At 69.6% G+C, this 18,835-nt stretch carries 21 protein-coding genes and 2 riboswitches; of the genes, 5 read left to right on the forward strand and 16 right to left on the reverse strand.

The window, feature by feature from the left end:
• The first annotated feature begins 221 nt into the window (after positions 1–221).
• From N5I32_RS11615 to N5I32_RS11625, 3 genes are all read left to right on the forward strand, one after another.
• On the forward strand, positions 222–671 hold the full coding sequence (locus N5I32_RS11615) for a hypothetical protein (protein ID WP_261496031.1): 450 nt from the start codon (positions 222–224) through the stop codon (positions 669–671).
• Between the two features lie 95 nt (positions 672–766).
• Entirely contained in the window at positions 767–1,165 is a 399-nt protein-coding gene (locus N5I32_RS11620) for a US22-like family protein (protein ID WP_261496033.1), read from the forward strand.
• A 71-nt stretch (positions 1,166–1,236) separates the two neighbouring features.
• Positions 1,237–2,271 carry a LacI family DNA-binding transcriptional regulator gene (locus N5I32_RS11625; protein WP_261496034.1) on the forward strand — a complete coding sequence of 345 codons (1,035 nt, stop codon included), beginning with the start codon at positions 1,237–1,239 and terminating at the stop codon, positions 2,269–2,271.
• A gap of 3 nt (positions 2,272–2,274) precedes the next feature.
• Here the strand turns inward: N5I32_RS11625 and cobF are convergent, their stop codons facing one another.
• The 9 genes from cobF to cbiE form a co-directional block, all read right to left on the reverse strand.
• Complete coding sequence (gene cobF, locus N5I32_RS11630) at positions 2,275–3,033, reverse strand: precorrin-6A synthase (deacetylating) (protein ID WP_261496036.1); 759 nt, start codon at positions 3,031–3,033, stop codon at positions 2,275–2,277.
• A 58-nt stretch (positions 3,034–3,091) separates the two neighbouring features.
• Complete coding sequence (locus N5I32_RS11635; protein ID WP_261496042.1) at positions 3,092–3,826, reverse strand: CbtA family protein; 735 nt, start codon at positions 3,824–3,826, stop codon at positions 3,092–3,094.
• A gap of 21 nt (positions 3,827–3,847) precedes the next feature.
• On the reverse strand, positions 3,848–4,018 hold the full coding sequence (locus tag N5I32_RS11640; RefSeq protein WP_261496043.1) for a CbtB domain-containing protein: 171 nt from the start codon (positions 4,016–4,018) through the stop codon (positions 3,848–3,850).
• Positions 4,019–4,052: 34 nt separating this feature from the next.
• Positions 4,053–4,272: riboswitch (cobalamin riboswitch) on the reverse strand.
• 85 nt (positions 4,273–4,357) lie between these two features.
• Complete coding sequence (locus N5I32_RS11645) at positions 4,358–4,612, reverse strand: DUF1636 family protein (RefSeq protein ID WP_261496045.1); 255 nt, start codon at positions 4,610–4,612, stop codon at positions 4,358–4,360.
• 59 nt (positions 4,613–4,671) lie between these two features.
• Positions 4,672–5,391 carry a uroporphyrinogen-III C-methyltransferase gene (gene cobA / locus N5I32_RS11650; RefSeq protein ID WP_261496046.1) on the reverse strand — a complete coding sequence of 240 codons (720 nt, stop codon included), beginning with the start codon at positions 5,389–5,391 and terminating at the stop codon, positions 4,672–4,674.
• Positions 5,388–6,698, reverse strand: coding sequence for a cobyrinic acid a,c-diamide synthase CobB (locus tag N5I32_RS11655; RefSeq protein ID WP_261496048.1), 1,311 nt, complete (start codon positions 6,696–6,698; stop codon positions 5,388–5,390). The genes cobA and N5I32_RS11655 overlap by 4 nt, the downstream gene beginning before the upstream one ends.
• A gap of 99 nt (positions 6,699–6,797) precedes the next feature.
• Entirely contained in the window at positions 6,798–7,583 is a 786-nt protein-coding gene (gene cobM / locus N5I32_RS11660; RefSeq protein ID WP_261496049.1) for a precorrin-4 C(11)-methyltransferase, read from the reverse strand.
• Positions 7,580–7,942 carry a cobalamin biosynthesis protein gene (locus tag N5I32_RS11665; RefSeq protein WP_261496050.1) on the reverse strand — a complete coding sequence of 121 codons (363 nt, stop codon included), beginning with the start codon at positions 7,940–7,942 and terminating at the stop codon, positions 7,580–7,582. The genes cobM and N5I32_RS11665 overlap by 4 nt, the downstream gene beginning before the upstream one ends.
• On the reverse strand, positions 7,939–9,126 hold the full coding sequence (cbiE, locus tag N5I32_RS11670; RefSeq protein ID WP_261496052.1) for a precorrin-6y C5,15-methyltransferase (decarboxylating) subunit CbiE: 1,188 nt from the start codon (positions 9,124–9,126) through the stop codon (positions 7,939–7,941). Before cbiE ends, N5I32_RS11665 begins: the two co-directional genes overlap by 4 nt.
• On the opposite strand from cbiE, the gene N5I32_RS11675 reads away from it, so the two are divergent.
• The gene (locus tag N5I32_RS11675; RefSeq protein WP_261496054.1) at positions 9,125–9,874 is read left to right on the forward strand and encodes a cobalt-precorrin-6A reductase; all 750 of its coding nucleotides are present in this window, start codon (positions 9,125–9,127) and stop codon (positions 9,872–9,874) included. The genes cbiE and N5I32_RS11675 overlap by 2 nt on opposite strands.
• Here the strand turns inward: N5I32_RS11675 and cobJ are convergent.
• The 7 genes from cobJ to N5I32_RS11710 are packed head-to-tail and all read right to left on the reverse strand — an operon-like array spanning position 9,850 to position 17,743.
• Complete coding sequence (cobJ, locus tag N5I32_RS11680; protein ID WP_261496056.1) at positions 9,850–10,584, reverse strand: precorrin-3B C(17)-methyltransferase; 735 nt, start codon at positions 10,582–10,584, stop codon at positions 9,850–9,852. The two genes, N5I32_RS11675 and cobJ, sit on opposite strands and share 25 nt — an antisense overlap.
• A complete protein-coding gene (locus N5I32_RS11685; protein ID WP_261496057.1) occupies positions 10,581–11,297 on the reverse strand; it encodes a precorrin-2 C(20)-methyltransferase in 717 nt (238 codons plus the stop codon). Before N5I32_RS11685 ends, cobJ begins: the two co-directional genes overlap by 4 nt.
• A gap of 2 nt (positions 11,298–11,299) precedes the next feature.
• A complete protein-coding gene (locus N5I32_RS11690; RefSeq protein ID WP_261496058.1) occupies positions 11,300–11,929 on the reverse strand; it encodes a precorrin-8X methylmutase in 630 nt (209 codons plus the stop codon).
• Entirely contained in the window at positions 11,919–13,088 is a 1,170-nt protein-coding gene (gene cobG / locus N5I32_RS11695; protein ID WP_261496059.1) for a precorrin-3B synthase, read from the reverse strand. Before cobG ends, N5I32_RS11690 begins: the two co-directional genes overlap by 11 nt.
• Entirely contained in the window at positions 13,085–16,327 is a 3,243-nt protein-coding gene (gene cobN, locus N5I32_RS11700) for a cobaltochelatase subunit CobN (protein ID WP_261496060.1), read from the reverse strand. The genes cobG and cobN overlap by 4 nt, the downstream gene beginning before the upstream one ends.
• A gap of 6 nt (positions 16,328–16,333) precedes the next feature.
• Positions 16,334–17,383 (reverse strand): cobalamin biosynthesis protein CobW, encoded by a 1,050-nt coding sequence (cobW, locus tag N5I32_RS11705; RefSeq protein ID WP_261496061.1) that lies wholly within the window; start codon positions 17,381–17,383, stop codon positions 16,334–16,336.
• Positions 17,384–17,743 (reverse strand): DUF1636 family protein, encoded by a 360-nt coding sequence (locus tag N5I32_RS11710; protein WP_261496062.1) that lies wholly within the window; start codon positions 17,741–17,743, stop codon positions 17,384–17,386.
• 86 nt (positions 17,744–17,829) lie between these two features.
• A riboswitch (cobalamin riboswitch) is annotated at positions 17,830–18,056 on the reverse strand.
• A 37-nt stretch (positions 18,057–18,093) separates the two neighbouring features.
• Between N5I32_RS11710 and cobO the strand changes: the two genes are divergently transcribed.
• Positions 18,094–18,726 carry a cob(I)yrinic acid a,c-diamide adenosyltransferase gene (gene cobO, locus N5I32_RS11715; RefSeq protein ID WP_261496063.1) on the forward strand — a complete coding sequence of 211 codons (633 nt, stop codon included), beginning with the start codon at positions 18,094–18,096 and terminating at the stop codon, positions 18,724–18,726.
• Positions 18,727–18,835: the final 109 nt, after the last annotated feature.

The following is an 18,835-nucleotide window of genomic DNA, read 5'->3' on the forward strand; positions in this document are numbered from 1 at the left end:
TTAAGTGCCGCAGCGCCAATGGTACTGCGTCTCAAGACGTGGGAGAGTAGGTCACCGCCAAACCTAGAAAAGAACTGGGAAAATTTCTCTCCCTCGATGAAATTCAGCACGCTGCGTGCCGACACCGCCCCTTGAGCCAACTCCGGGGGCGGTGTCGGCGCGCATTCATGCTTGCCAAAACAGCGTATCGCAGTTAATCCGCGAGCATGGACCATTCTACCATGACGGGAATCGGTGACTCTCGCCGCGGGGCCTCGCTGATCGTGCTTGTGCCTCTGGTGCTTCTTGCGGCACTCGCGCTGGCATATCTCTGCACCATCGTCCTTTGGTGGGCACTGACTGCGCGCGGCATCCCGGATTTCGAGTACTACGCAGAAGCCTTTGCCCGGGTGTTCCTGGTCAGTCTGGTCGGCCCGGGGGTTGCGGTCGCTTGGGCGAGGGGCGCCCTGCTGTTCGACAGCGACTTGCCGACAGGACGCCGCGCCGCGCTTGTGACCCTGTTCGCGGGGTTTGGCCTATCGGCGCTCGTTCCCTTTCATGCGATCAGCCAGGAAGAGAATGTCATCCGCTACTTCACGGCCGGATTCCTCCTCGCCGCCGGGGTGGTCCTTTCGCTCGGTGCAATCCGGGCCGGTGAAGTTCTGATCGACCGCTTCACGGGGTGGGGTTAGCCGCGGCCTTCAGCCTCGCGGCTGTGGACGAACTGTTCGAATTTCACGAAAGCGCGGGCGGGATGATTTCCCCAGATAGCGCACGGATCATGTCGATGGACACGCAGGACATGACCACGCTCATCGCCGCCGCAATCGGCAGCGCGTTGGCGCTTGCCGCCCTCGCGGGGCTGAAGATCCTTGGCAGGACACGCTCTGTCCCGGGGCGCCGCTATGTCCTGTCCATCTACGTCATGTGCGCAGCGTGCCTGACCTTCATGGCGGCGATGCTTCTGGACACTTTCGACTGGGCGGTCGAAGGCGGCGTGAACGCTCTGCTTCGCAGCATCTTCCTTGACGCCAGTGGTGCCACCTACGCCTTCCTTGACAGCCAGGACCTTATCATCCGCGCCGCCAACTCGCTCGAGGAGTTTCTCGAACTGACCGCAGCGATGGGATTCCTTCTTCTGGCAATGACATTCGCAGCACGAAGGCAAGAGCGCAGGCCCGGCTGACGGGTTTGCTTGCAGAGTTCGCGGCATTGGCGCTAAGCAGGTCACAGGCGCCAGTGAAGCGAGGGGACAGCGTGAGCGGCAATACACCCAACGACCAGCGACGGACCCTGACGCTCCGCGATGTCTCGGAAGCATCCGGTGTCTCGGAGATGACCGTCAGCCGTGTCCTGCGCAACCGGGGCGACGTGTCCGACGCAACCCGGGAACGGGTCCTGGAGGCCGCGAAGCGCCTGGGCTATGTCCCGAACAAGATCGCTGGCGCCCTCGCCTCGCAGCGTGTCAATCTTGTCGCCGTCATCATCCCGTCGCTGTCCAACCTCGTGTTCCCGGAGGTGTTGAGCGGCATCTCGGAAGAGCTTGAAGAAAGCGGCCTGCAACCGGTGTTCGGGGTCACCAACTATTCCGCTGAGCGCGAGGAGATGGTGCTGTACGAAATGCTCTCGTGGCGCCCGTCGGGTGTCATCATCGCTGGGCTGGAGCATACGCCGGCCGCACGCGCGATGCTGGAGAACGCGGGCATTCCCATCGTCGAGATCATGGATGTCGACGGCCCTGTCGTCGATTCCGTCGTCGGCATATCGCACAAGCGCGCCGGGCTGGAGATGGCCCGCACCATCGTCCGGGCGGGCTACCGCAAGATCGCCTTTCTCGGTACGAAGATGCCCGATGACCACCGGGCGCGAAAGCGGCTCGAGGGGTTCGAGGCCGGCCTTGCCGAGGCAGGAATCGAGCTTGTTGACCGCGAGTTCTATTCGGGCGGCTCCGCGCTCCTCAAGGGGCGCGAGATGACCGAGGCGGTGCTGAGCCGCAACCCGGAGGTCGATTTCCTATATTATTCCAACGACATGATCGGTGCGGGCGGCCTGCTTTATTGCCTTGACCATGGCATCGACGTGCCCGGGCGCCTGGGGCTTGCGGGTTTCAACGGGGTTGATCTGCTCGATGGCTTGCCCCGGCGGCTGGCGACGATGGATGCCTGCCGGCGCGAAATCGGGCGCCGGGCGGCGGCCATCATCGCGGGGCACAGCGAAAGCGGCGTGATCGGGGGGGAAAGGGTCGAGCTGACCCCCGTCCTGCAGCCCGGGGACACGATCCGCCAGGCCTGAGCGCTACCGCGCGTCCCGCCGCAGGATGTAGATGTCCATGATCCACCCGTGGCGTGCGCGCGCCTCGGCGCGGGCCGTCAGGATCTGCGGGCCGGCCACCTCAAGCGCACCCGAAACGATGATCTCTTCCTTCATGCCGACATAGGCGCCCCACCAGATCGACACGCCGGCAGGGGCGACAGCGCGGAACGAGCACTCCCCATCCAGCATCACCACAAGCGTATCGACGCCCTCGGGCCACCCGTGATCGCGCAACTGCCGCCCGGTCGTGACCAGGAACGGCGCGCCGATTTCGTTGACCGGGATCGCATGTGCCGCCGTCAGCGCCTGAAGCGAGGTGATGCCGGGGATCACGTGCACGCGAACCGGCATCCCTTTCCCGACACGCTCCGCGATCCGGAGCGTGCTGTCGTAAAGCGAGGGGTCGCCCCAGACCAGAAGGGCGACCTTGCCCGTCTCTCCGCAGCCCTCATGCAGGGTGCGTCCCCACACTTCGGCGATTGCGTCGTGCCAGTCATCCACCCTGTCGCGATAGTCTCCGATGCTGCCGTCGCGCACGGGGAGGTCGAATTCGGCGATCCGGGTTGCCGGGTTGGCAAGAACCTCAACGCAGATCGCGCGCCGCAACTCGGCAAGGTCGGCCTTGCTCTCACCCTTGCGCGGGATCATGACCAGGTCGGCGCCGTTCAGCGCCCGGATTGCCTGGAGCGTCAGATGCTCCGGGTTGCCGGTTCCGATGCCGATGAGAAACAGGTCTATCATCTGGCCCCGTCCCTTGTTGGGCGTCCCCGCGCCGGACCGGGCGGGGACTGTTTCGTCGTCAGGCCGGTCTGCCGCCGGTCCAGAGCCGCGCCGCGACCCAGCCGAGCGCCACCCAGGCGACCAGTCCGGCCCCCAGCACCCGCGCCGCGAACTCGCCTGCGACCTCGGGCGGGGCGACGCCATGGAACCCGTCGGGCCGTGGCGCACCAATGACATGCGGCAACGCCAGAAGCGCCAGCGCCGCGACAAGCACCATGGCGCCGCGCCCGAACGCCAGAAGCGCCAGTCCCGCGCCAGAGGCGATGACCGTGCCCAGCCACCAGGCCTGCCGCGCCTGAAGCTCGGCCGCGACCGAGCCGGGCAGTTCCGGTGCCAGCCCCATCGCCGGGGCGAGAACCAGTGCGGCAAAACCCGCGAGCCCCCAGATCACGCCGTCACGTGCCTCGACCCTGCGGCCGAAATGTTCGGCGAGCGCGAAGCCCGCGACCATCAGGAGCGCATAGCCGACATAGGGAACGCTGAAGAACAGCACTGTCAACGCGTTGCGCTTCGCGGGCGAAGCCGCCGCCGGCTCGTCGTGGTCATGGGCGGGCGTGCCAGCTTCGTGGTCATGATCGACGGGTTCGGCCGCGGCCTCTGTTGCGGCGACGCCCTGATAATGGACGAGCGCACCGGTTTCATATTCTTCGCCCAGAAGCACCAGCTTCTGCACGAAAGCGAAATGCAGCAAGGCCGCCAGAAGCCCTGCCGCGAAGCCAGCGAACAGCGCGCTGGCAAGCAGACGTTGAATCATCGTGTAACCCGGAAACCGGCCTTAGTGGCAGGGAAAGCCGGTGCCGTGGCGCATGTCGTGCGCCGCGTCATGCAGGGTCGCCGACTGGGCATGGCCGGCCAGGAACACCACGGTCGCGCCGAGCAGCGCGACAAAGACGATGGACAGAAGGCCAGAGGCGGATTTGGCGGCCGTTTGATTGAGCGCGTTCATGTTTTCTCCTTTGCCGTCACACCCGACGGCTTTCGCGTTTCAACACCGCACGGCCGGTCTCCTGACTCGCGGGTCGAAGCGTGCCTTCCGCCTTCCCGGGACATCCGCCCCAGTGGCCTCATGGAAAGCCGCTCGCCGCTTACAGTCGCGGGGGCGGTTGGGGCCCCGGGTGCCGCCTTTGGTCCACCCTTCCCCATTCCCGTTTCGGCCCCGGACGCTTTGCACCTTGGGGCACCGTACAGGAACCATCTGGCCCGGACCGGCCCGCCCGGTCAAGGTCGAAAGCGGCGCGGTTCCGCCTCAAAGCGACGAAACCGAAGGCCCGGGTGCAGGCGGCCGTTATCCGGGTATCCGGGCGATCGCCTTCAGGCGCAGCCCGCCCAGTACCCGCGCGTCCGGAAAGGTGCCGTCGGCCGATGCAAGGTAATGCCGTGCGAAGGTCTCGATCCCGGGCAGATCGTCCTCGGTGATATCGCCGAACAGATAGGCGGTCTTGCCCGGTGCCCGGAAGGCAAGCGTCGCGGGCCGCGTGCAGCCCGACATGCAGTCGGTTTCGCGCACCGTTACGCCCAGCGGCTGCAGGCGGTTCCGCACCAGGCCTGCCAATCCCTCCCGCCCGGCGGGGCAAGAGACGCAGATGGTCGCCGTGACGCTCATGGCGAGACAAGCGGCCCGATCAGGATCAGCGCCGGCCCGTCCGACGCTTCCTCGGCGATGAGCCGTTCCATCGAGGCGAGCGTGCCGCGAACGAGCTTCTGAGCCGGGGTAGAGACGCTTTCTGCGAGAAGCGCGGGCGTGTCAGGCGACAGTCCCGCCGCCGTCAGACGCCGACACAGTTCACCGAAGGTCCGCTTGCCCATGAAGATCACCGTGGTTGCCGTCGGGTCGGCCAGCGCCGAAAGGTTCAGATCCTCGGGCAGGGCGCCGGTCACGTCGTGCCCGGTCACGAACTGGACCCGGCGCGCCGTCAGCCTTCGCGTTAAGGGAATGCCTGCTGCCGCCGCCGCCGCCATCGCCGACGGGACGCCGGGGATGATCTCGTAGCCGATGCCGGCTTCCCGGCATGCGATGATCTCTTCCTCCAGCCGTCCGAACAGACCGCTGTCCCCCGACTTCAGCCGCACCACACGGGCACCGGTGGCGGCGTAGTCCACTAGCAACCGGCTGACATGATCCTGTTTCGGCGACGCGCGCCCCGCACGCTTGCCGACGCCGACCAGGTCTGCGCCTTCCCGCGCATGGGCCAGGATCGGGCCCGACGACAGATCGTCGAACAGAACCGCGTCCGCATTGGCCAGCCTGTCGACCGCCTTGAGCGTCAGCAGCTCAGGGTCGCCCGGACCGGAAGAGACGAAACTGACGAAACCTTTCATGCCGCCTCCGCGATCAGGTGAAAGAACGTGCCCGTGGCAAGGCCCCGGCGTGACCCGGTCTCCGGCACGGAGTCGCCATTCGCATCGACAACCTCGGCCAGCGCCATATCCGGCTGCTCGATGATCGTCGAGTAGTGAAACTCATGCCCCCTCAAACGCGCGCCCGCACCGTGCCCTGGAACCGGGGCATGCAGCCGGGCCAGTCGGTAGCCAAGATGCATCCGCCGCTTCTCGAACGAGGTCACCAGCCCGAGAAGCCCTGCCATCTCGTGGCGCTGGCCTGACTTGTCGATGATCGCCGCGCCCATCGCCATATAGCCCCCGCACTCCCCGTGCACCGGCCGCGTTTCGGCGAAACGCCGCAGACCGTGACGGAAGCTGCGCGCCCCGGCAAGCGTGGCGCCGTGCAGTTCCGGGTACCCGCCGGGAAGCCAGCAGCAATCTGCAGACTCGTCCGGCGCCTCGTCGGCCAGCGGTGAAAACGGCATGATCTCCGCCCCCGCGCGGCGCCAGCCGTCCAGCAGATGCGGATAGACGAAGGAAAAGGCCGCATCGCGCGCCAGGGCGATGCGCTGGCCGGGGGGCGGGACGGCAACCGGATCGGCAGTGGCCGGGATGGTCTGTCGCGCGGCACCACGCAGCGCGTCCAGATCCACATGCCCGGCCACGAAGTCCGCGGCATCGGCGATGATGCGGTCCAGTTCCGGCGTCTCCTCGGCCTGGACCAGCCCCAGATGCCGCTCCGGCACCGCGATCGCCGCATGCCGGGGCAGTGCGCCGAAGACCCGGATGCCGGCCTCCTCCATGCCCGCCCGCACCAGCATCTCGTGCCGGTCCGACGCCACCCGGTTCAGGATAACGCCCGCGACCGCGACATCCGCCCGCATCCGCGCGAAGCCCTGCGCCACCGCTGCCGCCGACTGCGCCTGTCCCGACACGTCAAGGACCAGGACAACCGGCCACCCCGTCAGGGCGGAGAGATCGGCCGAAGCGCCGGTTCCGGCCGCCCCGGCGCGCGCCACCCCGTCGAACAGCCCCATCGAGCCTTCGGCCAGGATCAGGTCTGCCCCCGCCGCCGCGCCGATCAGCCCCGCGATCCGGTCGCGATCCATCGCCCAGGTGTCGAGGTTGACCGAAGGTCGCCCCGACGCCGCGCGGTGAAATGCGGGGTCGATGTAGTCCGGCCCCGACTTGAAGGGCTGCACGACCAGCCCCCGACGCCGGAACGCGCCAAGCAACCCCAGCATCACCGTGGTCTTGCCCGTCCCGGAGGCGGGGGCCGAAATGATCAGCCCGTCAGCAGGCATCGCCTCGCCCTTCCTCGTTGTCCGGATACGCGCGAGGGCAGGCGGCCCCCTCGCCCCGGTCGGCCCGTGTCAGGCCGGCCGAAATCTGACCCGCAACCGTCACGATTCCGATTCCGGAAAGCGGGGATGGGTGCCGACGGGGCGATAGCGGCGGTCGTAGTCGCCCGCGTAAAGCCGGCTTTCGTCGAATTCCTCCGCCCCGATAGAGTGGCCGACGAAGATAAGCGCGGTCCGTTCCATCTCGGCGCCGATGGCGGTGTGGAGCGTGGACAGCGTCGCCCGCACAATGCGCTGATCGGGCCAGCTTGCGCGCCAGATCACCGCGACCGGGCAATCGGCGCCGTAGTGCGGCGAAAGTTCCGCAACCACCCGGTCGAGCACATGCACCGACAGATGGATCGCCAGAACCGCGCCGGTCCTGGCAAAGTTCTCCAGCGTTTCGCCCGGCGGCATCGCGGTGGCGCGTCCGGAGGTCCGGGTCAGGACCACCGACTGCACGATCCCCGGCAGGGTCAGCTCAGCGCCGAGCGCGGCCGCCGCGGCGGCAAAGGACGGCACCCCCGGCGTCACGTCGAAGGGAATGCCAAGTTCGCGCAGCCGTCGCAGCTGTTCGCCCATCGCCGACCAGACCGACAGGTCGCCGGAATGCAGCCGCGCGACGTCCTGGCCTTGCGCATGCGCGCGGGCGATCTCCTCGATTATCTCGTCGAGCGACAGGGGCGCGGTGTTCACGATCCGCGCGCCGGGCGGGCAATGCGCCAGCACCGCCCCGGGGACGAGCGATCCCGCGTAAAGGCAGACGGGCGAGGCTGCGATCAGATCACGCCCCCGCAGGGTCAGGAGGTCCGGAGCGCCCGGTCCGGCGCCGATGAAATGCACTGTCATGTCGTCCTCCCGATGGCGATCGCAGCCGTCGCCAGCCCGTCGCCCGATATCACCCGCGGCCCCAGAAGCCGTGCCCCCGGTCCCGCCGCGGCCAGTGCCGCAGCCTCGGCAACCGACCCGGTCCCGAACCGCGCGGCCACCCGGTCCGAACGGGTCCGCACCTCCTGCGCGGCCAGGTCCGCGGCTCCGACCGCCCGCACCTCCAGTCCGAGCCCGGCGGCAAGGTCGCGGATGGCGGGTTGCCCGGCCTTTTCCTCGGCCGTGGCCAGAAGGTCGGCCCCGCCCCCCGCGCGCCTGAGCGCGTCGGCCAGCGATGCGGCTGTTGCCGCCGCTCGAAATCCCAGGCCCGCCACCCTCATCGCGTCACACTCCATTGCACCACCGGGCGCACGGGAACCCAGCCCCGCATCCGCCCCAGGGGCTCGGCCGTTGCCATATCCAGCCGCATCAGGGTGCCCCCCTTTGCGGCATGGCACCCCGTCAGCAGCGCCTCTGTCTCCAGCGTGACCGCGTTGACCACAAGCCGCGCGCCGGCGGGGATCGCCGCCCAGATCGTCTCTATTCCGGCCTGATCTGCCCCGCCGCCGACAAAGACGGCATCCGGGCGGGGGAGGGAGGACAGCGCGCCGGGCCAGCCGGCCTCGATCACCGTCAGGCGATGACCGACGCCGAAAGCGGCGGCATTGGCCCGCACATTCGCCGCCCGGTCGGCCCGCGCCTCGACCGCCAGGGCCATTGCCCCCGGCGCGCAGAGGCACCATTCGACGGCGATCGTGCCCGACCCTGCGCCGAGATCCCACAGCACCTCGCCCGCACGCGGGGCCAGGGCGGACAGTGTCAGCGCCCGGACCGGCTGCTTGGTCATCACCCCGTCCGAGACGAAAAGGCCGTCGGGAAGCCCGCAGGAGCGCGGCAGGCCCGCCGCGCCCGCCGCCTCGATGGCGACGGCGACCGGGTATCGCGCATCGTGCAGGTCGCACGCCTCTGCCCGCGTCCGCCGGATACGCTCCTCCGGCCCGCCGAGCGATTCCAGCACCGTCAGCGCCGATGGCCCGAAGCCGCGCCCGGCAAGCCAGTCCGCCAGCGCCGGAACCGCGGCGCCGTCACGCACCAGGCAGATCGCCCGCACCCCACGCCCGAGGATCGGCACCAGCCGCTCGAACGGGGCGGCGTGCAGGGCCAGGCACACCGTATCCTCCAGCCGCCAGCCGAGCCGCGAGGCAGCGAGCGCAAAGCTTGACGGAGCCGGGTGCGACACCCATTCGCCCGGCGACAGATGCTCCACCAGCGAACCGCCCGCGCCGTGCCAGAAGGGGTCGCCCGAGGCGAGGACGACGACCCGGCGCCCGCGTTCGGCCAGAACCGGCGCGACGCTGAACGGAACCGGCCATTCCCGCCCCCGCGCGCCTGCCCCCGCAAGCGCCAGGTGGCGCGGGCCGCCGAATATGATATCGGCTGCCGCAACTGCCTTGCGGCTTGCCTCGGTCAGGCCCGCCGCGCCATCTTCGCCAAGTCCGATGATCGTCAGCCAGGGATCAGCCATGACGCGCGTCCTTCTTCTGGGCGGCACCACCGAAGCGAGCCTGCTGGCCCGGCATCTTGCCGCAGCGCGGGTCGACGCGGTCTTTTCCTACGCTGGCCGGACCGGCGCGCCGGTCGCCCAGCCGCTGCCGACGCGGATCGGCGGCTTTGGCGGGCCCACCGGCCTTGCCCGGTTCCTTGCGGCGGAACGGATCACCCATGTGGTCGACGCCACCCATCCGTTCGCCGCCCGGATGAGCCTGAATGCGATCGAGGCCTGCGCCGGGACGGGCGTCGCGCTTTGCGCGTTCGAGCGGGCGCCCTGGCAGGCGGCGGCCGGCGACCGCTGGACCCGCGTTCCCGATCTTGCGGCCGCGGCGGCCGCGCTGCCTGCGCGGCCCGCCCGCATCTTCCTGGCCATCGGCCGGCAGAACCTCTCGGCGTTCGCGGGACGTCCGGAACACCACTACCTCCTGCGTCTCGTCGATCCGCCAGAGGGCGACCTGCCGCTGCCGGACGCCACTGCCGTCATCGCCCGCGGCCCGTTCGACGTCGAGGGCGACATTGCGCTCCTGCGCGCTCATCGCATCGACATGGTGGTCGCCAAGAACGCGGGCGGCACTGGCGCGCGGGCAAAGCTCGACGCTGCGCGCGCGCTTGGGCTTCCGGTCATCCTGATCGACCGGCCTTGCCTGCCAAGCCGCCCCATTGCGGAGACCATCGAACAGGTGATGGCGTTCCTCGCTCATCGCGCCGATCTCGGCGTGTAGACGAACCGCCCGACGCGCCGGGTGTCGGCATTGCCGACGATGACGACCGTGCGCATGTCGGCCATCTCGGGCGTTGCCTCGCCCAGAGAAACGGTGAGCAGCCGCTCTTCGGGCGTGGTGACGGCGCGGGCAAATGAAATCAGCCGCTCGTTCCCGCATTCCAGCCGCAGGATGTCAAGCGCGCGGGCAAACTGGTGCGGCCGGCTTGACGAGCGCGGGTTGTAGAAGGCCATGGCGAAGCCCGCCTGCGCGGCCAGCCGTAGCCGATGCTCGATCAACTCCCACGGCTTGAGGTTGTCCGACAGATTGATCACGCAAAAGTCGTGGCCGAGAGGCGCGCCCAGCCGCGCCGCGGCGGCCAGCATCGCGGTGATCCCCGGCAGGATGCGAATATCGACCAAGTTGGGCGCGGCTCGCGCTTCCAGCGCTTCGAACAGGGCCGAGGCCATGGCAAACACCCCCGGATCTCCCGAGGAGACGACGACGACCCTGCGGCCCTTGTCCGCCATGTCGAGCGCGTGGTTGGCGCGGTCGATCTCCACCCGGTTGTCCGATGGGTGCAGCGTCAGCCCTTCGCGGGGCGTCACGCGGGCGACATAGGGAATGTAGCCTACGACATCGGTCGCTTCGGCGAGCGCCGCGCGCACCTCCTCGGTCACCAGCCGCTCATCCCCGGGGCCAAGACCTGCCACTGCCACCCACCCGCTCATGGCCGCCGTCCCTGACCGTGGACGATGACGACGGAGAAATAGGGCGCGACCTCTTCGGCCTCGGACAGGCGCTGCACGCGCTGCCCCTCCATGGTGCCGCGCTCAACGATCCAGGCGGCACCGAGCCTGCCGGCCTTGGCCAGCGCGCGGCGCAGCTTGGGAAGGTTGCGGCCGATCTTCATCACCACCAGCGCATCGGCATCGCGGGCGCGGTCGGCCAGTTCCTCTTCCGGCAGGGTCGCCATCAGGACGGTCAGCACGTCGTCGCCCCAGGTGATCGGGATGCCGGTTGCGGTCCAGCAACCCGACATGCCGGTGATGCCCGGCACCACGTCCACCTCCGCCCGCCCCTGAAGGCGCGAGTGCAGGTGCATGAACGATCCGTAGAAGAACGGGTCGCCCTCGCACAGGACCACGACGGTTTCGTCCTGCGCCAGTTCGGCCAGGCGCTGCGCCCAGTCCTCGTAGAACGCGGCGAGCAGACGGTTGTATTCGGGGTCGGCGAAGTGGATCTCCGTCGTTACGGGATACTCCATGGGATACTCGGTGGCATCCGCGCCGATCATGCCCTCGACGATCTGACGCGCCTGCCCGGCCCGCCCGGCCTTGCGGAAGTAGGCGATATGGCGCGCGGACCGGATCAGCCGGTCGGCCTTCACGCTCATCAGTTCGGGGTCGCCGGGGCCGAGGCCCACGCAGATGACCTTTCCCATGCTCACTCCTTCCGGCTGGCCAGCGCGTTGACCGCAGCCACCGTGATCGCCGAGCCGCCAAGCCGCCCCTGCACGATCAGGGACGGGGCGGGCAGGTCGGCCATCAGCGCGTCCTTCGATTCGGCGGCCCCGACAAAGCCCACCGGGCACCCGATGATCGCCGCTGGTCGCGGGCAGGCCGGGTCTTCCAGCATGTTGAGCAGGTGGAAAAGCGCCGTCGGCGCATTGCCGATCGCCACCACCGCCCCGGCAAGATGCGGACGCCACAGTTCCAGCGCGGCCGCCGAACGGGTGTTCTGCATCGCCTTCGCCAGGTCCGGGACGCGTGGGTCATGCAGGGTGCAGATGACCTCGTTTCCCGCGGGCAGGCGCGGGCGGGTGATGCCTTCGCTGACCATCCGCGCATCGCATAGGATCGGCGCGCCCGCCTCCAGCGCCGTGCGAGCGGCGATGGCCATGCCGGGGGAGAAGCGGACATGCCGCTCAAGCCCCACCATGCCTGCGGCGTGGATCATGCGGACGACGACGACCTCCTCCTCGGGCGTGAAGCCGGCAAGGTCGGCCTCGGCGCGGATGGTGGCGAAGCTTTCGCGGTAGATGGCCGCGCCGTCGGTCTGGTAGCTATGGGGCATCATCGATCTCGATCAGGGAACTCAGGGTCAGGCCCGCGGGGTCAAGCCCGCACGCCGACGGGGCGTCTGTCGTGGCGCCGTCGCGGATCAGGTCCACGGTGCTGCCGGGGCGGCCGACGAGCGTGAGCGTGGCCTTCCCCGGATGGGCGCAGCCCTTGGCGCAGCCGGAGACATGAAGGCCCAGCCCCGCCGGCAGGGATTGGCCGAGCGCGCGCGCCAGCGCCCGCGTCGCGACATGCGCCTGCGGGCAGCCCGGCGCGCCCGTGCAGGCAGAGACGCGCAGCAGCGGATTGTGCGGTCCGGCGATCAGGCCGGGCAGGTCGGGCGGCGCCTCCGCGCCCTCGATCAGCAGCATCCGCCAGGGCGTGACGCGCAGCGCACCGCAACCGGACAGGGCCGCAAGCGTGTGGGCCGCAAGCTGGCCGAACTCCACTCCGACAAGGTACCCCGTCGGCGCCGGGCCGGGAACCGGGGCCGGCGCGGGACCGTGCGGCGCTGCCGGCACCTCCCGGAAGAGGTCCGGCACCCGTGCGCCGGCGGCCAGATGCGCGGCCATGCGCCCCCGGCCGGCCGGCGCGCCGCCGGAGGCAAGGAACCAGCGCGCCAGTTCCAGCGCGCGAGGTGCAACTGTCGCGGCGGTGGCAAAGGCGCCGGTCGCCGCACTGTCCGGCCGGACGCAGAGCCCGCCGCGCGCGCGCTCGATCCGGATGTCGGCCGAAACGCCCTGCAGCACAGGCACCGGTCCGCAGTCGATCGCATAGCCGAACTTGCCGGGCGTCTGTGGCGCATCGGGCGCCGCCAGCGCCGAGGCGAGCGTGGCGGCGACATCCTGAACCCCGTCGCCTTCCTGCCAGAAGGGCGTCACCGTGATGTTGCGGCGGGCCTCGGCCTCGGCCGTTTCGTCGATCAGGCCAAGTGCCGCCAGCCCCGCGATCAGGGCGCCGTGCCCGGCCTCGCTCACCCCCCGAAGCTGGACGTTGGCGCGCGCCGAAAGGTCGATCAGGCCGTTCCCGTATCGCGCCGACAGTTCCGCGATGCCCTTTGCCTGCCCGGGGGTCAGCCGCCCGCCACGCGGGCGCACCCGGACCACAAGACCGTCGCCCGACATCATCGGGCGCAGCGCGCCGGGGCACCAGCCCTGGATCACGGGCGCGCTCATCTCTCGCCCCCCGCCGCGATGGAATTGCGCCGCGTCACCCAAAGGCCCGCCTCGCGCAGCGCGACGAAGCGGTCGCGCAGCGCCTGAAGTGCTGCCGGGTTCTCGCGCTGCAGGAAGGCGACAACCTCGGCGCGGCCCAGCGTCGCGTCATGGTAAAGGTCGAACAGATGCGGCGGCACCGCCCGCGCGAGATGGGCGAAGGCCGCCATGTGGTCCAGCGTCGCCGCAATTTCGGCCCCGCCGCGGAACCCGTGCCGCATCATGCCGTCGGCCCATGCCGGGTTTGCCGCCCGGGCACGCACCACGCGGCCGATTTCCTCGCTCAGCGTACGGGCGCGCGGGGCGTCGGGGCGCGTCGCGTCAAGGTGATAGAGCGCGGGAAGGCTGCCGCCCAGACGTGCCACCGCCGCGGCGAACCCGCCCTCGTGCGCGGCATAGTCGGAGGCGAGCAGAAGGTCGGTCTCGGCCATGTCCTGAAGGTGCACGAACCCGTCCGCCGCCAGCACACGCGCCTCCAGCGCCTCGCGTGACTGCCGCGCGCCGCCCGCTGTGTCGATGGTCCATTCCGACCCGGCAAGCCACGCCTCGCCGGCCGCAGCGCGGCCCTCTGCGCAATAATCCTCGATGGCTTCGCCCATGGAGAGGCCATAGAGACCGGGCTTCGGCCCGAACACGCGCGGAGAGGCTTGCTGATATGGGTTGTCCTCCGCCGCTTCTTCGCGGGCCGCCAATGCCGCGCAGGCCCCTTCGAACAGCTGCGCAAGGCCGGGAAAAACGTCTCTGAACAGGCCGGAAACGCGCAAGGTTACGTCGATCCTCGGCCGCCGCAGCAGCGCGAGCGGGATCACCTCGAAGCCGGATACGCGCTCGGAGCCGTCGTCCCACTTCGGGGCAAGCCCGGCCAGATGCAGCGCCATGGCGAATTCCTCGCCCGCCGTGCGCATCGTGGCCGATCCCCAGAGGTCCACCACCAGCGCGCGCGGCCAGTCGCCGTGGTCTTGCAGGTGGCGGCGCAAAAGCTCCTCGGCCAGTTTCACCCCCTGCGCATGCGCCGCGCGCGAGGGCACCGCGCGCGGATCGGTGGTGAAGAGGTTCCGACCCGTCGGCAGCACGTCCGTGCGCCCCCGGAAGGGGGAGCCGGAAGGCCCCGCCTCGACCCGCCGCCCGCTCAGCGCGGCGATGAGGCCCGCGCGCTCCTCCGCCCCGCACTGGCCGTTGCCGAAGACATGGAGCCCATCGCCATACTGGCTTTCCTTCACGTCGCAGACGAACCGGTCGATGCGCGTGATCGCTTCGGCCGGAGAGGCGTTTTCCGGGATGCCCAGGTCGTCTTCCACCCCGCGCCCCCGCGCCTCGTCCCGGATCGCCCGGATCAGGCGGTCTCGGCGGGCGGGGTCGAGCCCGTCGGCGGTGGAATATTCATCCAGAAGCCGTTCGAGCCGGGTCAGTTCTTCCGGGACGGCGGCGGTTGCAAGCGGCGGCGGCAGGTGGCCGATGGTGACGGCACCCGTCCGGCGCTTCGCCTGCGCCGCCTCGCCGGGGTCGTTGACGATGAAGGGATAGACGACGGGCAGGGGGCCGGTCAGCGCCTCGGGCCAGCAATCGGCAGAAAGGGCCACCGACTTGCCCGGCAGCCATTCCAGCGTGCCATGCGCCCCGATGTGGACAATCGCGTGCAGGCCCTGCGCGCGCAGCCAGAGGTAGAAGGCGACGTAGCCATGCCGCGGCGTGCGGGCAAGATCGTGGTAGTCGTCACCGCGCGTCCTGACCTCGCCGCGTTCGGGTTGCAGCGCGACAAAGGCACGGCCGCGCCGCAGCGCGCGGAAGCGGAACTGCCCGTCCGCCACGGCGGGATCGTCGTGGGGATCGCCCCAGGCCGACAGGATCGCCTGTCTCAGCGGCGGGGGCATGAGGGCAAGCGCCTCCGCATATGCGGACACGGGCCAGTCGAGCGTGGCCGTCGTCAGAGCGGCGCCAAGACCCTCACCGGGTTCCACGGCATGGCCCTCACCGGCCAGCGCGGAAAGGATGGCCTCGGCAGAGGCCAGCGCGTCCAGCCCGACCGCATGGGCCAGTTGCCAGTCCTTGCCCGGATAGGTGGACAGGATCAGCGCCAGGTTCCGGTCTTCGGGCGCGGTCTGCGCAAGGCGATGCCAGCCCGCCACCCGGTCGGCGATCGCCGCCACCCGGTCGGGGTCCGCGCGATGGGCAAAGCGCGAGAACTGAAGGTCGGCATCGCGCTTGCCGGGGCTCTTGAAGCTGGCTACGCCGGCGAAGATGCGCCCGTCCACCTCGGGCAGGACAACATGCATCGCGAGGTCCGCGGGCGACAGGCCGCGATCGGCCGCCACCCAGTCGCGGCGCCGTGCGGTCGACAGGGCAACTTGGAACACCGGGCATCCCGGCGCGTCGAGCGGGGAGGGCGCGCCATCGGCGCCCCTGGCGGAAAAGGCGGTGGCATTGACGATGGCCGCCGGTTTCAGCCGTGCGAGTTCGGCGGCCAGCCATCTGGCGGCGGCGACATCCTTCAGGCTGGCGGCGAAGACGCCGATGGCAGCGAAGCCCCGCGCCTCGAAGGCAGCGACCAGCGCATCGACCGGGTCTGTGTCGGCCGAGGTCAGGTAGGACCGGTAGAACGTCACGACGACCAGCGGACGGTCGCCCGCCTCCGGCGCTGGGGTGACGCCCGCTCCGGGGCGATACCAGCCGAAGGGCGGCACGGTCTTTTCACCCGGGACGGGGCCGGCATAAAGCCCCGCGGCCAGCGCCAGTTGCTGCAGCGCCGCCTGTGCTGCGACCGCGCCACCGGCATCGCACAGCGCCTGAAGCCGCCGCAGGGTCGACTTCGGCAACGTGGACAATTCGTCCAGCCGCGCGTCCTCGCGCCCGTCGGCGGGCAGGATGGCCAGCGCGATCCCCCTTTGGCGGCACAGGTCCTGAAGCTGCGCGAGGCCGTAGGGCCAGTAACTTTCCCCGCCGATGAGCCGGATCAGGATGCCCTTCGCCTGCGCCAGGGTGCGTTCCACGTAGGTGTCGACCGACAGCGGATGCCGCAGCGCCACGAGATTGGCGAGCCTGAGCGTCGGCAGCCCGCCCGCGGCCCGATGCCAGCCGGCCGCGAAGGCGCCAAGGTCGCTGTCGGAAAAGGACAGTACCACCAGATCGGCCGGGTCCTGGCCGAGGTCGGTGGGCGTCTCGGTTTCCTCCAGCCCGTGGCTTTCGCGGAAGACGACGTGCATCGCGGATCAGGCCCCCGCGGTCTCTGGCACCAGGACGGCACGGATGGCGGCGGGGTCCACATCGTCGTGCTCGCCGATCACCACCAGGCGCGACAGGCGCGGCGCGTCCCCCCAGGGCCGGTCGAACTGGGTGCGAACGCGTTCGCCCACCGCCTGCACCAGCAGCCGCATGGGCTTGCCCGCGACCGCGACATAGCCCTTCGCACGCAGGATGTTCTGTTCCCGCGCCAGCCGCGCGATCGCGGACTTGAGCGTCTCGGGGTCCGCGACCTCGGGCAGGTCGATCACCACGGTGTCGAAATCGTCGTGTTCGTGGTCGTCGTGCCCGTCGTGGTGCGAGGGGCGGGCGTGCAGGTCATCCTCGGCGGCGGCGTTCAGCCCCAGGATCACTGCCGGGTCGATGCGGCCCTCTTCCATCGCGAGGATAGGCAAGCGGCGCGGCGCCTCGGCCTCGATCACCGCGCGGGCGGCGGCAAGGCCGGCATCGCCCGCAAGATCGGCCTTGGACAGGAGCACGATATCGGCGCAGGCGATCTGGTCCTCGAACACTTCCGACAGGGGCGTTTCGTGGTCGATGCTGTCGTCCGCCTCGCGCTGGGCCTGCACGGCGTCGACATCGGGTGCGAACCGGCCGGCCGCGACTGCCTCTGCATCGGCCAGCGCGATGACGCCGTCGACGGTAATGCGCGACCGGATCGCCGGCCAGTCGAAAGCCTTCAGGAGCGGCTTCGGCAGCGCCAGCCCCGAGGTTTCGATCAGGATGTGGTCGGGCCGCTGCGGCAGCGCCATCAGCGCCTCGATCGTCGGGATGAAATCGTCGGCCACCGTGCAGCAGATGCAGCCGTTCGCCAGTTCGACGATATTCTCCGCCGGGCAGTTCTCGTCGGCACAGGATTTCAGGATGTCGCCGTCCACGCCGACGCTGCCGAATTCGTTCACCAGAACGGCGAGCCGCTTGCCCTGCGGGTTCAGCATCAGGTGGCGGATCAGCGTCGTCTTGCCCGAACCAAGAAAGCCGGTGATGACGGTGACGGGGATTTTCGACAGGTCGGACATTCAGGTCTCCATCGGGGGAATGCGGGCAAGCGACTGCTTGCGGAAGATCACGGGGCGATCGCGCCAGGGAACAAGGCCATCGGGCGTCGCAGCATAGGCGGCGGCGCCGGCCAGGATGTCGTCGACATGGGCGTCCGGGTCCATCCCGCGGTAGACATAGGACCAGCGGCCGGGGCCGCTGAGCGCGATGTTGCAGCCGTGATCGCAGGCTGACAGGCATTCGACCGGGACGATGCGCACCCCCTCGGGCGCGCCGGCGGCCTGCAGCGCGGAAAGTAGCCGTGCACCCGGGCGCGGCTCATCCTCTGCGGCGGGCTGGCCCATCCGACAGGTCGTGCAGACGTGAAGCGTGACAGTCACCCGTGCATCCTTCCTTGCGTCGGAAGGGGGGACCCGCGGGGATACCTGCCGTATCCGAGCCGGTCGCGGAACACCCCGTCCGCCGTCGCGTATCCTTCGCGCTGGCAGGTCTCCCGGCTTGCGGATGTCGGGGCCTGTGACGGCCCCGGCGGCCCCGCCCCCTTCCCGGCTTGCGCCAGTGGGATTGGAGGGCCTCTCCGGTCACGGTCGCGGGGGCGGCTGCGCTTCGGCCTTCGACGCTCGATGGTCGCAAAGCCTGTCGCATTCCCTCTTCGCCTGCCCTAAGACAGGAACCAGCGCCGCCTCACCTGAGGCATGGGGTACCCCCTTGTCAAGCAACGGAAGGGACCATGACCGAACAGAAAACGACCGATCCCGCAGAAGACGCCCTTCGCCATGCGCAGAAGATGGCCAAGAAGAAGGCCGCGCGCGACAAGATCATGGCGCGCAAGGAGGGGGAGAAAGGACTGATCATCGTCCACACGGGCGCGGGCAAGGGTAAAAGCTCCTCCGCCTTCGGGATGATTCTGCGCTGCATCGCGCATGGGATGCCCTGCGCGGTGGTGCAGTTCATCAAGGGCGCCTGGTCGACCGGCGAGCGCACGCTGATCGAGCGGCATTTCGGCGAGCTTTGCCAGTTCCACGCGATGGGCGAGGGCTTCACCTGGGAAACCCAGGACCGCGACCGTGACATCGCGGCGGCGCGGCGGGGCTGGGAAAAGGCCAAGGAGTTGATCCGGAATGAGAGCAACCGCATGGTGCTTCTCGACGAGATCAACATCGCGCTGCGCTACGACTACCTGCCGGTGGAGGAGGTGGTAGCGTTCCTGAAGGCGGAGAAGCCCGCGATGACCCATGTCGTCCTGACCGGGCGCAACGCCAAGGACGAGTTGATCGAGATCGCCGACCTGGTGACCGAGATGACGCTGGTCAAGCACCCGTTCCGGTCCGGCATCAAGGGCCAGGCGGGGGTGGAGTTCTGAGGGCAGGGGGGGGGGGGGGGGCCCCCCCCCCCCCCCGCCGAAGTGGATATAAATGAGCTCCTGCGGGCGGGGGGGGGGGGGGGGGTCGGCGTGGGGGGGGCCCCCGCGG

The sequence above is a fragment of the Albidovulum sediminis genome (assembly GCF_025380365.1).
GTDB lineage: Bacteria > Pseudomonadota > Alphaproteobacteria > Rhodobacterales > Rhodobacteraceae > Albidovulum > Albidovulum sediminis.

Bases quoted from the DNA above. Each gene is read 5' to 3' on its own strand.
- N5I32_RS11615 (WP_261496031.1), top strand. From the start codon at position 222: ATGACGGGAATCGGTGACTCTCGCCGCGGGGCCTCGCTGATCGTGCTT.
- N5I32_RS11620 (WP_261496033.1), top strand. From the start codon at position 767: ATGGACACGCAGGACATGACCACGCTCATCGCCGCCGCAATCGGCAGC.
- cobF (WP_261496036.1), bottom strand. From the start codon at position 3,033: ATGATAGACCTGTTTCTCATCGGCATCGGAACCGGCAACCCGGAGCAT.
- N5I32_RS11635 (WP_261496042.1), bottom strand. From the start codon at position 3,826: ATGATTCAACGTCTGCTTGCCAGCGCGCTGTTCGCTGGCTTCGCGGCA.
- N5I32_RS11640 (WP_261496043.1), bottom strand. From the start codon at position 4,018: ATGAACGCGCTCAATCAAACGGCCGCCAAATCCGCCTCTGGCCTTCTG.
- cobA (WP_261496046.1), bottom strand. From the start codon at position 5,391: ATGAAAGGTTTCGTCAGTTTCGTCTCTTCCGGTCCGGGCGACCCTGAG.
- N5I32_RS11655 (WP_261496048.1), bottom strand. From the start codon at position 6,698: ATGCCTGCTGACGGGCTGATCATTTCGGCCCCCGCCTCCGGGACGGGC.
- cobM (WP_261496049.1), bottom strand. From the start codon at position 7,583: ATGACAGTGCATTTCATCGGCGCCGGACCGGGCGCTCCGGACCTCCTG.
- N5I32_RS11665 (WP_261496050.1), bottom strand. From the start codon at position 7,942: ATGAGGGTGGCGGGCCTGGGATTTCGAGCGGCGGCAACAGCCGCATCG.
- N5I32_RS11675 (WP_261496054.1), top strand. From the start codon at position 9,125: ATGACGCGCGTCCTTCTTCTGGGCGGCACCACCGAAGCGAGCCTGCTG.
- cbiE (WP_261496052.1), bottom strand. From the start codon at position 9,126: ATGGCTGATCCCTGGCTGACGATCATCGGACTTGGCGAAGATGGCGCG.
- cobJ (WP_261496056.1), bottom strand. From the start codon at position 10,584: ATGAGCGGGTGGGTGGCAGTGGCAGGTCTTGGCCCCGGGGATGAGCGG.
- N5I32_RS11685 (WP_261496057.1), bottom strand. From the start codon at position 11,297: ATGGGAAAGGTCATCTGCGTGGGCCTCGGCCCCGGCGACCCCGAACTG.
- N5I32_RS11690 (WP_261496058.1), bottom strand. From the start codon at position 11,929: ATGCCCCATAGCTACCAGACCGACGGCGCGGCCATCTACCGCGAAAGC.
- cobG (WP_261496059.1), bottom strand. From the start codon at position 13,088: ATGAGCGCGCCCGTGATCCAGGGCTGGTGCCCCGGCGCGCTGCGCCCG.
- cobN (WP_261496060.1), bottom strand. From the start codon at position 16,327: ATGCACGTCGTCTTCCGCGAAAGCCACGGGCTGGAGGAAACCGAGACG.
- cobW (WP_261496061.1), bottom strand. From the start codon at position 17,383: ATGTCCGACCTGTCGAAAATCCCCGTCACCGTCATCACCGGCTTTCTT.
- cobO (WP_261496063.1), top strand. From the start codon at position 18,094: ATGACCGAACAGAAAACGACCGATCCCGCAGAAGACGCCCTTCGCCAT.